General features: G+C 45.1%; 15 protein-coding genes. 13 read left to right on the forward strand and 2 right to left on the reverse strand.

Features of this window, described 5'->3' with window-relative positions; genetic code table 11:
- Positions 1–61: 61 nt before the first annotated feature.
- Both AB6E08_RS05015 and AB6E08_RS05020 read left to right on the forward strand, forming a co-directional pair.
- Complete coding sequence (locus AB6E08_RS05015; protein ID WP_004735374.1) at positions 62–322, forward strand: succinate dehydrogenase assembly factor 2; 261 nt, start codon at positions 62–64, stop codon at positions 320–322.
- Entirely contained in the window at positions 270–710 is a 441-nt protein-coding gene (locus tag AB6E08_RS05020) for a protein YgfX (protein ID WP_372065069.1), read from the forward strand. Before AB6E08_RS05015 ends, AB6E08_RS05020 begins: the two co-directional genes overlap by 53 nt.
- Before the next feature lie 65 nt (positions 711–775).
- On the opposite strand, the gene nadB is transcribed toward AB6E08_RS05020, so the two are convergent.
- Positions 776–2,392, reverse strand: a complete 1,617-nt coding sequence (gene nadB / locus AB6E08_RS05025; protein ID WP_012604791.1) for an L-aspartate oxidase — start codon at positions 2,390–2,392, stop codon at positions 776–778.
- A gap of 389 nt (positions 2,393–2,781) precedes the next feature.
- Here nadB and rpoE point away from each other — a divergent pair, with 389 nt between their 5' ends.
- The 11 genes from rpoE (at position 2,782) to acpS (ending at position 12,218) form a co-directional block, all read left to right on the forward strand.
- Entirely contained in the window at positions 2,782–3,360 is a 579-nt protein-coding gene (gene rpoE, locus AB6E08_RS05030; RefSeq protein WP_004735377.1) for an RNA polymerase sigma factor RpoE, read from the forward strand.
- 26 nt (positions 3,361–3,386) lie between these two features.
- The gene (locus AB6E08_RS05035; RefSeq protein WP_029223850.1) at positions 3,387–4,010 is read left to right on the forward strand and encodes a sigma-E factor negative regulatory protein; all 624 of its coding nucleotides are present in this window, start codon (positions 3,387–3,389) and stop codon (positions 4,008–4,010) included.
- Entirely contained in the window at positions 4,007–4,969 is a 963-nt protein-coding gene (gene rseB, locus AB6E08_RS05040) for a sigma-E factor regulatory protein RseB (RefSeq protein ID WP_017100745.1), read from the forward strand. The genes AB6E08_RS05035 and rseB overlap by 4 nt, the downstream gene beginning before the upstream one ends.
- Positions 4,966–5,436, forward strand: coding sequence for a SoxR reducing system RseC family protein (locus AB6E08_RS05045; RefSeq protein ID WP_009847654.1), 471 nt, complete (start codon positions 4,966–4,968; stop codon positions 5,434–5,436). Before rseB ends, AB6E08_RS05045 begins: the two co-directional genes overlap by 4 nt.
- A gap of 137 nt (positions 5,437–5,573) precedes the next feature.
- The gene (gene lepA, locus AB6E08_RS05050) at positions 5,574–7,367 is read left to right on the forward strand and encodes a translation elongation factor 4 (RefSeq protein WP_009847653.1); all 1,794 of its coding nucleotides are present in this window, start codon (positions 5,574–5,576) and stop codon (positions 7,365–7,367) included.
- A gap of 247 nt (positions 7,368–7,614) precedes the next feature.
- The gene (gene lepB, locus AB6E08_RS05055) at positions 7,615–8,511 is read left to right on the forward strand and encodes a signal peptidase I (RefSeq protein WP_372065075.1); all 897 of its coding nucleotides are present in this window, start codon (positions 7,615–7,617) and stop codon (positions 8,509–8,511) included.
- Positions 8,512–8,537: 26 nt separating this feature from the next.
- A complete protein-coding gene (gene rnc, locus AB6E08_RS05060) occupies positions 8,538–9,215 on the forward strand; it encodes a ribonuclease III (RefSeq protein ID WP_004735383.1) in 678 nt (225 codons plus the stop codon).
- Positions 9,208–10,179 carry a GTPase Era gene (gene era, locus AB6E08_RS05065; protein WP_004735384.1) on the forward strand — a complete coding sequence of 324 codons (972 nt, stop codon included), beginning with the start codon at positions 9,208–9,210 and terminating at the stop codon, positions 10,177–10,179. The genes rnc and era overlap by 8 nt, the downstream gene beginning before the upstream one ends.
- A gap of 102 nt (positions 10,180–10,281) precedes the next feature.
- Entirely contained in the window at positions 10,282–11,010 is a 729-nt protein-coding gene (gene recO / locus AB6E08_RS05070; RefSeq protein ID WP_012604785.1) for a DNA repair protein RecO, read from the forward strand.
- Complete coding sequence (pdxJ, locus tag AB6E08_RS05075; RefSeq protein WP_009847651.1) at positions 11,007–11,744, forward strand: pyridoxine 5'-phosphate synthase; 738 nt, start codon at positions 11,007–11,009, stop codon at positions 11,742–11,744. The genes recO and pdxJ overlap by 4 nt, the downstream gene beginning before the upstream one ends.
- A 93-nt stretch (positions 11,745–11,837) precedes the next feature.
- The gene (acpS, locus tag AB6E08_RS05080) at positions 11,838–12,218 is read left to right on the forward strand and encodes a holo-ACP synthase (protein WP_009847650.1); all 381 of its coding nucleotides are present in this window, start codon (positions 11,838–11,840) and stop codon (positions 12,216–12,218) included.
- 288 nt (positions 12,219–12,506) lie between these two features.
- Here acpS and barA read toward each other — a convergent pair whose 3' ends face one another.
- On the reverse strand, positions 12,507–15,320 hold the full coding sequence (gene barA, locus AB6E08_RS05085; RefSeq protein ID WP_372031575.1) for a two-component sensor histidine kinase BarA: 2,814 nt from the start codon (positions 15,318–15,320) through the stop codon (positions 12,507–12,509).
- Between the last annotated feature and the right edge of the window lie 55 nt (positions 15,321–15,375).

A 15,375-nucleotide genomic window follows, 5' to 3' on the forward strand; every position in this document is an offset into this window, starting at 1 on the left:
AGTTGCAGAGCGTATGACTTGTTACACTCCGAGAAAGAAAAATTATAGGTGAGGATAGCCAATGTACACTGCAGAGCAGAAAGCACGAATTAAATGGGGTTGCCGTCGTGGCATGTTGGAACTTGACGTAGTTATCATGCCATTTTTCGAAGAGTGTTTTGATTCATTGCAAGAGCAGGAGCAGCGTGAGTTTGTTTCTCTATTAGAGTGTGATGACCCAGACCTGTTTACTTGGGTAATGGGACACGGACGCAGTGAAAACCTAGGCCATGCTTCAATGGTTGATAAAATTGTCGCGCATAACCTCAGCAAGGTTCGTTAAGCTTCAGCTTAACCCTTCGTATTCCGCATTATTTGCAAAAGGCACTGTTTTTGGGTGCCTTTTGTTTTTCATCGTTTTCTCTTCTATTCCACTCGCTGTTGCCCTCTATTGTTTAGCTTTAGTGTTCAGTTTGTTTAAAGCCAATCATGTAATCTTGAATACAGCACATGGGTGCTTTGACTATAAAGAAGATGGCGAGATCCGACTCAATGAACAAGCCTACACACTTAAGTCCGTTGATAATATCTGGGCGCAGTTCTTCGTTAAATTGCAGTTTGAGTGCGGATATTCAGTCTTGTTGTGGCGAGATAGTTGCAATGAACGTGAATATCGACACTTCTTGGCGCATTTACAACGAGTCCGTTTGATAAACGAAAGCATTGGATAAACAAGAACCAAAGATAAAAGAAAGGGAGCGCTAGGCTCCCTGTCGTCTTTTTCCATGACCAAAAATTAAGACTGGTTTTTCTCTGGTGTCAGAATGGTTGGGCCGCTGTCTTCAGCAAGTTCTGGGTAATCCAGCGTGTAGTGTAGGCCGCGGCTCTCTTTACGTTGCATTGCACAGCGAACCATCAACTCAGCCACTTGTAGTAAGTTACGCAGTTCTAATAGGTTATTTGAAACCTTAAAGTAGCTGTAGTACTCATGAGTTTCCTGCTGCAACATCTGAATGCGGCGCATTGCACGTTCAAGGCGTTTGTCCGTTCGAACAATACCCATGTAATCCCACATGAACAGTCTTAGCTCGTGCCAGTTGTGTTGAATGATCACTTCTTCATCACTGTTGGTGACTTGGCTTTCATCCCATGCCGGAAGTTCAGCGCACAGTTGAGATTGGTCGATGTTTTCAACGATATCTTTTGCGGCTGCCCACGCGTATACCACACACTCAAGCAGTGAGTTTGAAGCCATACGGTTTGCACCGTGCAAGCCGGTATAACTCACTTCGCCAATTGCATATAGGTTAGTTAAGTCGGTTTGACCTTGCTTATTCACCATGACACCACCACAAGTGTAGTGAGCTGCCGGTACGATTGGAATCGGTTCTTTGGTCATATCAATCCCCAAATCCATCAAGCGAGTATGGATCATTGGGAAATGCGTAGTGATGAATTCTTCAGGCTTGTGGCTGATATCAACATACATGCAGTCAGCACCTAAGCGCTTCATTTCAAAGTCAATCGCACGAGCAACCACATCGCGTGGAGCCAATTCACCGCGCTCATCGAAGTCCTTCATAAAGCGAGAGCCATCTGGGCGACGTAAATAGGCACCTTCACCACGCAATGCTTCCGTTAGTAGGAAGTTACGCGCTTCTGGGTGGAATAAGCAAGTCGGGTGGAACTGGTTGAACTCAAGGTTTGCGACACGACAACCCGCACGCCAAGCGATAGCAATACCATCACCTGAAGAGACATCTGGGTTAGAGGTGTATTGGTAAACCTTTGAAGCGCCGCCTGTTGCTAATACAACAAATTTAGCGCGCACGGTTTCAACGTGCTCTTGGTTACGGTTCCAAATGTAGGCACCGATAACCTTGTCTTTCGAACCACCTATCTTATCTTCGGTGATTAAATCCAGCGCATTATGACGCTCGAAGATCTCGATATTTGGGTGATTTTTGACGTTATCTTGCAGTGAGGTTTGCATCGCCATGCCAGTTGCATCGGCAGCGTGCAGAATTCTGCGGTGACTGTGGCCGCCCTCACGAGTGAGGTGATATTTTGGTTGGCCTTCTGTGCTGTTCTCATCTTTATCAAATGGAACACCACCATCAATCAGCCATTGCACACACTCTTTAGCATTTTCAGCAATGAATTGAACTGTATCTTCTTCGCATAACCCAGCCCCAGCAATTTGAGTATCTTCTACATGAGACTCAATACTGTCCGATTCATCGAACACCGCCGCAATACCACCTTGTGCGTAATACGTCGATCCTTCGCTGCGTGGTCCTTTGCTTAATACAATTACTTTTGCATGTTCTGCTACGCGTAAGGCTAATGACAAGCCTGCCGCACCACTTCCTACCACTAATACATCACACTGATGTTCACGGTTTGCGTTCATAAAACTTATTAAATCCCGGGCTATAGTCGAGTTGTCCATGCTCAATTGACTTCGTCTTGTTTTAGGAGTTTGGGTAAGACTGTTATAATCTTTCCCTAGTCATCCTAAAACACGACACAAAATCAATATATAGACAGCTATCTAGAAATATTTAATTGCTCAATACCATTGCTTTTGCTCAAGTTTCCCCAAATTGATAGGGATAACTATTTTTATTACATCACATTGTGAAACAATAATGGCAAATAATTTTAGGAAAGTTGGAACTTTCGGTATTTGGCTTAGTCACAATAGTGCTCTTGTAGACGGTGGTGTCAATACTACATTTCGCATAATTAGTACCCATATCTGTGAAGGTAAGGGTTATAACAATAGGAGTACCCGCTCGAATGAACGAGCAGCTAACCGATCAAGTGTTGATTGAGCGAGTTCAGAGTGGAGATAAGCAGGCATTTAACTTATTAGTGGTTAAGTATCAAAACAAAGTTTGTAATCTTATCTCTCGATACGTGAATAATTCCGGTGATGTACCTGATGTAGCACAAGAAGCTTTTATTAAAGCTTACCGCGCGATACCTAACTTTCGTGGTGAGAGTGCTTTCTATACATGGTTGTACCGAATTGCCGTGAACACCGCTAAAAATCATATTGTTGCCCAGAGCCGCAGGCCGCCAGCAACAGATGTAGATGCAGAAGATGCAGAATATTACGAAACAGGCAGCGCGTTAAAAGAAATATCGAACCCTGAGAACTTAACGCTGTCAAACGAATTGAAACAAGTTGTTTTTGGAGCGATTGAAGCGCTACCCGAAGACTTAAAAACTGCAATGACGTTGCGTGAGCTCGAAGGTTTGAGCTACGAAGAGATTGCAGAAGTAATGGATTGCCCTGTAGGAACCGTACGTTCGCGTATTTTCCGAGCTCGTGAAGCGGTAGAAAAGAAAATTAAACCTCTTTTACAACGCTAGAACTTGTAATAATTATGGTGAAAATAATGGCTGATAAAGAAAAGCTTTCGGCACTCATGGATGGTGAAACGATCGATAAAGCTCTCATAGTAGATCTCGAATCTGATCAAGAAAGCATGGATACCTGGCAGAGTTACCATTTAATTGGTGATGTTATGCGTGGGGATGCGCCAGAAACTCCAGAGTGGAACATTGCTAACAGTGTAGCGGCAGCGCTTGATGATGAGCCTGCACATGGTTCAATGTCGAACCTGCACCAAGTGAATGTTGAACCTATTGTTGCTCCGATAGAAGAGCAGCCTAAACCTCAGCAAGCGAAGCGTCAGCTTCCTGCGTGGTTACAACAGTTTGGACAAGTTGCCGTGGCAGCGTGTGTTTCATTAGCAGTTGTATTAGGTGTTCAGCAATACGGCGGCAGCGATCCCGCAGCTCCAGAGCAGTTGCCTGTACTCCAGACGATTCCATTTGCAGGTTCTGCGGAACCAGTAAGCTTAACGCGTGACTCTGTTGAGAGACCTGCATCTGAAGCTAACATGCAAGAGCAACGCAAACGCGTTCATGCATTGTTAGAAGATTATGAGCTACAACTAAGATTAAACAGTGATGCATCGCCAATGGAAGATGCACACCTAGAATCGGATATTGAATGAAGAAAATCCTGGTCAGTGCACTGACACTGTTCAGCTTGATGTCTCCAACAGCCTTTGCAGAGGAAACCACTGCAAGGGCCTTGTTACATCAAATGAACGAGGCCAGTCAGCATCTAAATTACGAACTCTCCTACATATTGATAAAGAAGAGCAGTATTGAACCTCTGCTTTATCGTCATGCAGTTAATGACGACCAACAACTTGCACACCTTGTTTATCTAAGCGGCCCTGTTCGTGAGGTTATTCGACGTGGTAATGAAGTTAGCTACATCGAACCGGGTACAGAGCCATTTACTATTCAGTCTGGCAGCATGGTTGCACCTGTCATTCCGATGATTAATCGAGATATCGATTCTCTCAACCAATACTACGATTTTGTAAAAGTTGGGCGTTCTCGTGAGGCGGGCAGTACCACGCAAGTATTACGCGTCGTGCCGAAAGACGGCCTTCGATACTCTTATGTGGTTTGGGTCGACGAGAAAACCAACCTTCCTTTGCGTGCCGATCTTTTGGATCGTGATGGCGAAGTGCTTGAGCAGTACCGCACTATCTCTTATGTCGTGAACGATAAAATTGCAGAAGCAATGGGCGGCTTGAATCAAGCTAAATTGCCGAAGGTTTTGTCATTGCCAGAAGGCTTGGTGAGTGAGACCGACTGGCAAGCCTCGTGGGTGCCAGAAGGATTTAAATCGAAAGAACTCAGCCGTTACCAAATGGCTGCGACCGAGAAAATGGTTGAAAGCCAGCTTTTCAGTGATGGATTATTTAGCTTTTCGGTTTATATCGCCGATAAAGACGAACATTCATTGAAAGGACAGCTGGTACGCCAAGGGCGAAGAACCTTGCACAGCTTAGTGATTGGCGACAAAGAAATATCTGTGGTTGGTGATATTCCGCCAGCAACGGCCAAGCGTATCGCTCAATCCGTCACGTTCAATAAACCGGCACCAGCGCAATGATGACTGCGTTGGCAACCGTTAGCTCAGTCGAACAAAAAGGTAAGCAATATTTTGTTCAACTGAGCTGCGAACAACAAACTAGTTGCAGTAGCTGCTCATCTCAAAAAAGCTGCGGAACGGGTATTGTGACCAAGGCTGTTGGCAATAAATCCTTGTTTTGGCAGCTTAAAACCCAAAGCTTAGTTAAAGCAGGCCAGATCGTAGAAATTGGCTTTCCAGAAAAAAGCCTACTTCAGTCTGCGGCTATTGTTTATCTTATCCCGCTTTTCATGTTGATGGTTGGTGCTGGTTTTGGACAACTCTTGTTACAACCCTTACTTCAAGGGGGCGAGGGCATTGTTATCTTAACTGCAGCGCTGTTTACTGCTGGTGGTATTGGTTTGGCGAAGCGCTTAGCTAAACCAATGGAAGACAAATCCAAGCAAGAAGTTGTCTTGATTAGAATCCTAGGCAAGTCTCTCATCTAATTTATGATGCTTATTGCCCTTAAATTGGGTAGAATCTGCCAACTTGATTGAAATGCCGCCACCAATGCTGACTGTAGATTGGACGCGTTGCGGCTTTCTTATTATCCCTATTCAAAGAGTTTAGTCACACCAAGCCTATGAAGCACATTCGTAATTTTTCGATTATCGCCCACATCGACCACGGTAAGTCGACCCTTTCTGACCGCTTAATCCAAGTTTGTGGAGGGTTAAGTGAACGTGAGATGGCAGCTCAAGTCCTCGATTCTATGGATATAGAACGCGAGCGTGGTATTACAATTAAAGCGCAGAGTGTGACTTTAGATTACAAAGCTAAAGATGGTGAAACTTACCAACTTAACTTTATCGATACCCCTGGACACGTAGACTTCTCTTACGAAGTATCTCGCTCTCTAGCCGCTTGTGAAGGCGCGCTTCTTGTAGTGGATGCTGGCCAAGGTGTTGAAGCTCAAACTCTAGCAAACTGTTACACCGCGATCGAAATGGAACTGGAAGTAGTGCCAATCTTGAACAAGATTGACTTACCTGCTGCTGAACCTGAACGAGTTGCTGAAGAAATCGAAGAGATCGTTGGTATCGATGCGATGGAAGCGACGCGTTGTTCTGCAAAAACCGGTATCGGTGTTGATGACGTTCTTGAAAACATCGTAACGGCTATCCCGCCACCGGAAGGTGATCCAGAAGCGCCACTACAAGCTCTGATCATTGACTCTTGGTTCGATAACTACCTAGGCGTTGTTTCTTTGGTTCGTATCAAGAACGGTAAGCTGAAGAAGAACGACAAGATTAAAGTAATGTCGACAGACCAAGTTTGGGGTGTTGACCGTCTAGGTATCTTCACACCTAAGCAAATCGACACAACTGAGCTAAATACTGGCGAAGTTGGCTGGGTTGTTTGTGGTATTAAAGACATCCTTGGCGCACCTGTTGGTGATACGTTGACGCTTGCAAAAGGCGGCAGCACAGAACGTCTACCTGGTTTCCAAAAAGTAAAGCCTCAGGTATACGCAGGTCTATTCCCTGTATCGTCTGATGACTACGAAAACTTCCGTGACGCACTAGGCAAACTAAGCCTGAACGATGCATCACTGTTTTACGAACCAGAAAGTTCAGCAGCACTTGGCTTTGGTTTCCGTTGTGGCTTCTTAGGAATGCTTCACATGGAGATCATCCAAGAGCGTTTAGAGCGTGAGTACGACCTAGACCTCATCACAACGGCACCAACCGTAGTGTACGAAGTTGTAAAAACGGATGGCACAATTCTCTATGTTGATAGCCCGGCTAAACTGCCTGCTATTAATGACTTAGAAGAAATTCGTGAACCGATTGCTCGCTGTAATATTCTGGTACCTTCGGATTACCTAGGCAACGTGATCACACTGTGTGTTGAGAAGCGTGGCGTGCAAGTCGACATGGTTTATCACGGTAACCAAGTTGCTGTGACGTACGATCTTCCTATGGCTGAGGTGGTTCTAGACTTCTTCGACCGTCTGAAGTCAACATCTCGTGGCTATGCATCATTGGATTACAACTTCCAACGTTACGAAGCATCAAACATGGTACGTGTAGATGTATTGTTGAATGGTGAAACGGTTGATGCACTGGCGATCATTACACACAAAGATATTGCCCAGTCTCGTGGTCGTCTACTGGTTGAGAAGATGAAAGAATTCATCCCTCGCCAGATGTTTGATATCGCGATTCAAGCCGCGATTGGTAACCACATTATTGCTCGTTCTACAGTGAAACAACTGCGTAAGAACGTAATCGCAAAATGTTACGGTGGTGATATCAGTCGTAAGAAGAAACTTCTTAAGAAACAAAAAGAAGGTAAGAAGCGTATGAAGCAGATCGGTAACGTTGAACTGCCTCAAGAAGCATTCTTAGCAATTCTTCATGTTGGCAAAGACTAGGTATCAATCGCACTAACTATCTGCTGAACATTACTGGTTAAAATCGTTTATTTCTTTGTTGCAAAGATTGCAATTAGGCCCACTAGTCACTGCACTTTGCGCCTCGAACTAAACGATTTTTCCTGCGTAATCTCCCCCAGCATTTAGTCAGCATGATTGATACGGATTAGAAATATTAAGCAGAGTGAAAGGGTTATACTCTTTCACTTTCGTTATTTTGTAAAGAAATGAAATTTAAGGGATATCAATGGCTAATACATTTTCGCTTATCTTAGTGATCGTAACTCTAGTGACTGGCATTGTATGGGCGTTGGAAAAGTTTGTGTGGGCGAAGAAGCGCCAACAAAAACTGGCTGACGTTGAAGCACAGTCGAATGGCCTAGACGCTGCAACCAGCGCAAAAGTTACGGCTCAGCCTTGGTGGGTTGAGAACAGTGTGTCCATTTTCCCTGTAATTGCATTTGTTTTGGTTTTGCGTTCATTTATTTATGAACCGTTTCAAATTCCATCTGGCTCGATGATGCCAACACTATTGGTTGGTGATTTCATCTTGGTAGAAAAGTACGCTTATGGTCTAAAAGATCCTGTATGGCGCACTCAATTGGTAGAAACAGGCAAACCAGAACGTGGTGATTCAATCGTATTCAAATACCCACCTCAGCCGAATATCGACTATATCAAGCGTGTTATTGGTATGCCGGGTGATACCATTCGCTACAGCAGCAATAAAGAAATCTGCATTCAAGCGAAGGGTGGCAGTAGCTGTAAACCAGTGAAGTTGAGTAACGTTGAAGAAAGCCAATTTATTCAAGATGGTGTGCCTCTAATTCAGTTGAATGAACAACTGGGTGACGTGGAGCACCAAATCTTAGTTAACCCATTACGCCGTGATCGTGTGCAAGCATATCAACCTCGCAATGGTATTAACGAGTGGATCGTTCCAGAAGGCCAATACTTTGTTATGGGTGATAACCGTGACAACAGTGCTGACAGCCGTTACTGGGGCTTTGTCCCTGAAGCAAACCTTGTTGGTAAGGCCGTTGCTATTTGGATCAGCTTCGAATTCGAACGCGGTTCAGACAGTGTACTTCCAACATGGATTCCTACTGGTGTGCGTTTTAATCGCATCGGTGGGATTCACTAATCGATCACATAACACATCGAGAGAGCATGAATTCTCCAATTGATAAACTAGAGAGAAAGATTGGCTATCAGTTTAATGATGCCGATCTTATCCATTTGGCGCTGACTCACCGCAGTGCCGCAGGTAAACATAACGAACGTCTTGAGTTTCTGGGCGATTCAATTTTAAGTTTTGTTATCGCTGATGATCTTTACCACCGTTTCCCTAAGGTAAACGAAGGTGATATGAGCCGCATGCGCGCAACATTAGTACGTGGTCATACATTGGCAGAACTAGGTCGTGAATTCGAACTAGGAGATTACTTAAAATTAGGTCCAGGTGAGTTGAAGAGTGGCGGTTTCCGTCGTGATTCTATTCTAGCGGATGCAGTTGAAGCGATCATCGGCGCTGTCTATTTAGATAGTGATACCGAGGTTGTTCGCCGTATTATTTTAAGCTGGTACCAATCTCGCCTAGAGTCTATTCAGCCTGGTGTATCTCAAAAAGATCCAAAGACTCGCTTACAAGAGTTTTTACAAGGTCGAAGAAATCCCCTACCTGTCTACACAGTGACTAATATTAAAGGTGAAGCACACAACCAAGAGTTTACGGTTGAGTGTGAAGTGGCAGGTGTGGATAAACCTGTTATCGGTAAAGGCACTAGCCGCCGCAAGGCAGAACAAGCGGCTGCTGAAACAGCATTAGAGCAACTAAGCAATGTCTGATAACAATCAAGATTTCGATATCGATGCATTCTTTTCATCTGATAGCAAAAAAACGGGCCTACCGGAAAACCAACACTGTGGCTTCATCGCTATTGTGGGTCGACCAAACGTAGGTAAATCGACGCTTCTGAACCATATTTTGGGTCAGAAAATCTCGATCACATCACGTAAACCTCAGACAACACGCCACCGTATTATGGGTGTAGAAACTGAAGGTGATTACCAAGCGATCTACGTTGATACACCTGGACTTCACATCGAAGAAAAGCGTGCAATCAACCGTTTGATGAACCGTGCGGCGAACAGTTCATTGAGCGATGTGAACCTAGTATTCTTCCTTGTTGACGGTACTCACTGGACTGACGACGATGAAATGGTACTGAACAAGCTGAGAAAAACAGATTTCCCAGTTGTCCTTTGCATTAACAAAGTAGACAACGTTCAAGACCGTACCGACGTGATGCAACACATGATGGAAGTGTCTAAGAAGATGGACTTCCTTGATGTTGTGCCAATCTCGGCGAAGCAAGGTAAGAATATCGATGTACTGCGTAAGCACGTTCGTAATTCTTTACCAAAAGCGACGCACCACTTCCCTGAAGAGTACGTAACGGATCGCTCACAGCGCTTTATGGCCTCTGAAATCATCCGTGAAAAACTGATGCGATTCACAGGCGAAGAGCTACCTTACTCAGTAACGGTTGAGATCGAGCGTTTTGATTACAACCCAGATAACGATGGTTTCCACATCAATGCTTTGATTCTTGTTGAACGTACTGGTCAGAAGAAGATGGTAATTGGTAAAGCGGGCGAGAAGATCAAAACGATTGGTCGTGAAGCTCGTATCGACATGGAAGAACTGTTCGGTCGTAAGGTTTACCTAGAGACTTGGGTTAAAGTTAAGTCTGGTTGGGCTGACGATGAGCGTGCACTTCGCTCGTTAGGCTACATCGACGATCTATAATATATTGAACGTCACTTTCTGATATTAAGAAAGTTGAATTGAATATAAATACAAGAGAGAGTGCGAACTCTCTCTTTTTGTATCTGTAAGAAGGGTAAGTGATTGAGCGAAGGGTTACAGCGATGCTTTGTGTTGCACCGTCGACCATACAGTGAGTCGAGCCTGATTCTGGACGTCTTCAGCGAAGAGTACGGCCGGGTGACGTTGATGTCTAAAGGTGCGCGGAGTAAGCGTTCTAATTTGAAAGGTGCATTGCAACCTTTTACGCCGCTACTGCTTAAGTGGTCTGGCAATGGTTCAATGAAAACGTTGCGCCAAGCTGAACCGATCAGCTTGGGGCTTCCTCTTGCCGGCATTAATCTGTATTCAGCAATGTACGTTAATGAATTAGTTGGGCGAGTGTTGATGGCCGAAGTGGCCATGCCCGCATTTTTTCATGACTATCTTCATGCCTTAACAGAACTCGCTCATAATGAGAACCCTGAGCCAGCGCTACGTCGTTTTGAATTGGCTCTACTTTCCGCTATGGGGTATGGCGTCGACTTTTTACACTGCGCGGGCACTGGCGAAGCGATTGATCCGAGCATGACTTATCGCTATCGAGAGCAGAAAGGCTTCATCGCTTCGGTGCGTCGAGATAACCTGACTTTTATGGGCGATGAACTTATCGCAATCAGTGAGCGTAGGTTTATCACTAAAGAGCAGTTAAAAGCGGCAAAACGCTTTACACGCATAGCCTTAAAGCCGTATCTTGGCGGCAAACCATTAAAAAGTAGAGAGCTATTTATGCCAACAATAGCCCTCTCTAGAGCACGGAGTATTGGAAAATGAGCTCAATCCTTTTAGGCGTTAATATCGACCATATTGCAACTCTACGTAATGCACGTGGTACTAAATATCCAGACCCAGTACACGCAGCTGAAATTGCTGAACGTGCGGGTGCTGACGGCATTACGATTCACTTGCGTGAAGATCGCCGTCATATTGTTGATCGCGATGTACGAATTCTTGCTGAGACAATCCAGACTCGCATGAACTTAGAGATGGCCGTAACGGACGAGATGGTTCAAATTGCACTCGATACTAATCCTGAGTTCGTTTGCCTGGTTCCAGAAAAGCGTGAAGAGCTGACGACGGAAGGCGGCTTGGACGTGGTTGGTCAACTTGAAAAGATCAAAGCGGCGACCGAAAAATTGTCGGCTGCTGGTATCAAAGTATCTCTGTTTATCGATGCCGATCGTGAGCAAATCGATGCTGCGAAAGCGTGTGGCGCACCGTTCATTGAACTGCACACTGGCCACTATGCTGATGCTAAAACTGAAGAAGACCAACAAGACGAGCTTAAAAAGATTGCTGCAGGTGCAAGCTACGCAGACGACCTTGGTATTACCGTCAATGCGGGTCACGGTCTGACTTACCATAACGTAGCGCCGATTGCGGCACTTCCTGAGATTTACGAGTTGAACATCGGTCACTCGATCATGGGCCGCGCAGTCTTTGATGGTTTGAATAAAGCCGTTGCAGACATGAAAGCCGTGATGGAAACAGCGCGCAACAACGCTTAGTTCTTTAACTCGGCATTCGTTTAGTTGTAAGCGTTAAGCGGTTAATCAGTAGAATCGAAAAGTTAATAGATAGAAGTTGGTAGTAGGGTAAACATGGCTGTTGTTGGATTAGGTACAGATATCGCAGAAATTGAACGTGTTGAAAAGGCATTATCACGAAGTGGTGAGGCTTTCGCTCAGCGTATTTTGACCGATTCTGAATTTGAAGTATTCCAGCAACTTAAGCAAAAAGGGCGTTACCTTGCAAAGCGTTTTGCTGCAAAAGAGGCGGCGTCTAAGGCATTAGGCACAGGCATCGCTCTTGGTGTGACCTTCCACGACTTCGAGATTTCAAACGATGAGCATGGCAAGCCAGTTCTAAGCCTGCATAAAAAAGCGCGTGAAATCGCAGATGCGAGTGGTACAAAGTCGATTCACCTGACTATCTCTGATGAGCGCCATTATGCGGTGGCGACGGTACTACTCGAGTCGTAAATAGATTACCGTTACTTTATACCAATCGTAGTAAATAACTGTTCACCCTAGCTTGTTAAAAAACTCGATAACTTCGTTAGAATTTTTGATTGTAGAATAACTACTTATCGAAAAATCCTGCCTTGTTCTCAAGCTTTTTTCCTACGCTATTTTTGATCACTTACTTACTGTTATTGGTATTATATCTGGTGCTCTAGGCACTAAACAGAAAAAAGCAGAGCTCATGAGCTCTGCTTTTTTATTGGCTGGTAAACCGTTTAATGAATATTTGTGTGTAAGAAGTATTCGCTAGTTCTTGGCTGGTTTCAAATAATGAATCGCGGTTGCTTGAACCTTATCTAATTCATCCTGAAGTTCAAAAAGCTCCGGTTCAATGTCTTCAACAGAAGTGCCTGAACGAAGTTCTTTCTCTATCGTTGCACATACCGACTTCAGCCTTGGTACACCGCTGTATGAGCTGCTGCCATGCATCTTGTGGATGATGTGTGTCAGTGCTTCAACGGGGTAGTCACTGTCTTCTATCGCTTTCTCTGCAGCCTCATAAACTTCAGGAATAAAATCTACGAGCATTTGCAGCATATCGCGTGCGAGGTCTTCTTTGTTGGCGGCTTGCTTCATAGCTGCTTGCCAATCAATGATGATATTCTTGTGCTCGCTGGCTTCAACTTCTGAAACAGAGCTATGGTCGATTTCAGCAGAGACCGCCGGGTGATCTGGGTCTATTTTATCAATGTGCTCAACCTCAGAGGTAGGGCTCCAATGAATCAGAACCTGCTGTAACACGTGCTCTTCAATCGGTTTGGTTAGGTAGTCATCCATGCCAGCTTCAAGTAGACGGTCCCGTTCGCCAACCATCGCGTGTGCAGTAACAGCAATCACAGGCGTGTTTGCATTGTTCGCCAAAGCCTTAATTTTTTGGCAAGCGGTCACGCCGTCCATCTGCGGCATTTGAATATCCATGAAAATGACATCAAATGGAGTCTCTGTCGCTTTGTCGAGAGCTTTCTGACCACTAGTACAACTGATCACTGTCTCTACGCGCTCTTTTAGCAGCGCAGTAATCAGTTTAAGGTTGGCTGGGTTGTCGTCGACCGCCAAAACCGTAAGCGGTAGTTTCTCTTCTGAATGTGTTTCAATAGCGGGTGCAATTAAGGTTGGCGCTTGATTTGATACCAAAGTTTGCAGCAACTTCTTGCGAGAGAGAGGCTTAGTAATGCATTGAACATCGACCTCTTTCATCAATTGCTCACCCAACGCTAGCTCGGTACTTGGTGTACCAATAATCACGTTCTGAGCGATCTTCTTCGCGCCAATCGCCCAACCACTCACGGTATCAAATTGATACTCTTGGTTCGCGGCTAAGTTAAGTAGAACGTAGTCATACGAGGTAGATTCGTCAGGCATAACCGAACGGTACGTTACCACCAAGCCTTCTTGGGTTAGGATCTGCTGAGTAATTGATGCCGCTTGCATGTTTGGCTCGATAAGCAGCAGTTGCTTGTCTTGCAGGCACTGAGTCTCAATTAATTCTGTCATCGGCATATCGGTAGTCGATAGTCTCAGGGTGAACCAGAAGGTGGAGCCTTGGTGAAGACGACTGGTTAGGCTGATCTCTCCGCCCATTTGGCTGACCAGTTTTTGGGTGATTACCAGACCTAAGCCTGTACCACCATAACGACGAGAGATGCTCGCATCGGCTTGGCTGAAGGCTTGGAAAAGTTGTGCTTGTTGGCGCTCTGAGATACCAATGCCCGTATCTCGAACCATAAACTGCAGCTCAATGCTGTCTTCGCTTTGTGAACGAAGTTCAACGCTGATGTCAATGTTGCCACGCTCGGTAAACTTGATCGAGTTACCCACGAGGTTAGTCAGGATCTGTTGGATACGCAGTGGATCACCAACAACGCCTGGTGGTACTTTCGGGTCGATCTTAAGCGTAAGCTCAAGACCTTTTTCATGAGCATTAGTGGCTTGAAGGTTAACCACCTCTTCTAGGCTCGCTTGGAACTCAAATGGAATGTTTTCTAGAGCGAGTTTGCCGGCTTCAAGTTTTGAGAAGTCCAAGATATCGTTGATGATGCTGAGTAGGTTGTTGGCCGAACGCTCAATGGTCTGCAGGTAATCGGTTTGGCTGTTCGATAGGTGTGTCTTGAGCATCTGACGAGTAAAGCCAATCACACCGTTAAGCGGTGTTCTCAATTCGTGAGACATGTTAGCCAAGAACTCAGATTTAACACGTGCCGCTTCTTGAGCGCGTTTTTTCGCAATGTCTAACTCAACGTTTTGAATCTCTAATTGCTCTAGGGTTTCACGCAGATCAGATGTTGCTTGGTCGATGCTGTGTTGCATCTCGACGTGATATTCTGATAGCGAGACCGCCATCGCGTTGATACCGTTTTTCAGTGAATCAAGCTCGCCATGCATTTTGCCTTCGATACGCACATCTAAGTGGCCACGACGAATTCGGTCGACCATGTTTTTCATGTGTGTGATCGGTTGGGTTACATCGTGCATCAAGCGGAAGGCAAATACCCCAGAAAGCCCAAGACCGAGGATCAGCACCAAGAAGGCAGAGAACACTTCTTGATATTGCTGCAATCGAAGTGACGACAAGTCTAACTCTATCGCAATATAACCGATCGCTTGGTTCGCTTGAGACTGGCCATTAGCTGAGTTGATGTATTGTCCCTCAGCGATGATAGGTGTCCTAAGAATCAGCGTATTATCGAGCAGGTTCGATGAGCTTAAATGCGGAATCGGTTTATCTTTCGGATAGGTCAGGCTTTCAAAATCAGGATGGAAGTTTGACGTTACAAACAACTCATGACGTTCATCAAACACCGCAATACTGCGCACCAGCTTAGAATTTTTTCGATGCGCATAGCTAATCAGCTGACGAACAGACTCTCGACTTTCGAGCTTCATGCCAGACTCACTCGCAATCGCTAGTGGTTCAATGATGCTAGTACCAGTGTTAACCACTTGACCTTCAAGGTCTTGATAGCGGTTAAATGAGAAAAATGCACTCAATAGCAGCCCAATAATTAGGGTTGGAGCTAGAGTTAAGGTAATTACACGGGCTCTTAAGCCATATCTGGTCATGTTCTTTAATTACATCGAGGTCTGGATATGGGAAAATAACGCACACAATGGCGGT

The sequence above is a fragment of the Vibrio sp. 10N.247.310.24 genome (genome assembly GCF_041467175.1).
Lineage (GTDB): Bacteria > Pseudomonadota > Gammaproteobacteria > Enterobacterales > Vibrionaceae > Vibrio > Vibrio tasmaniensis_A.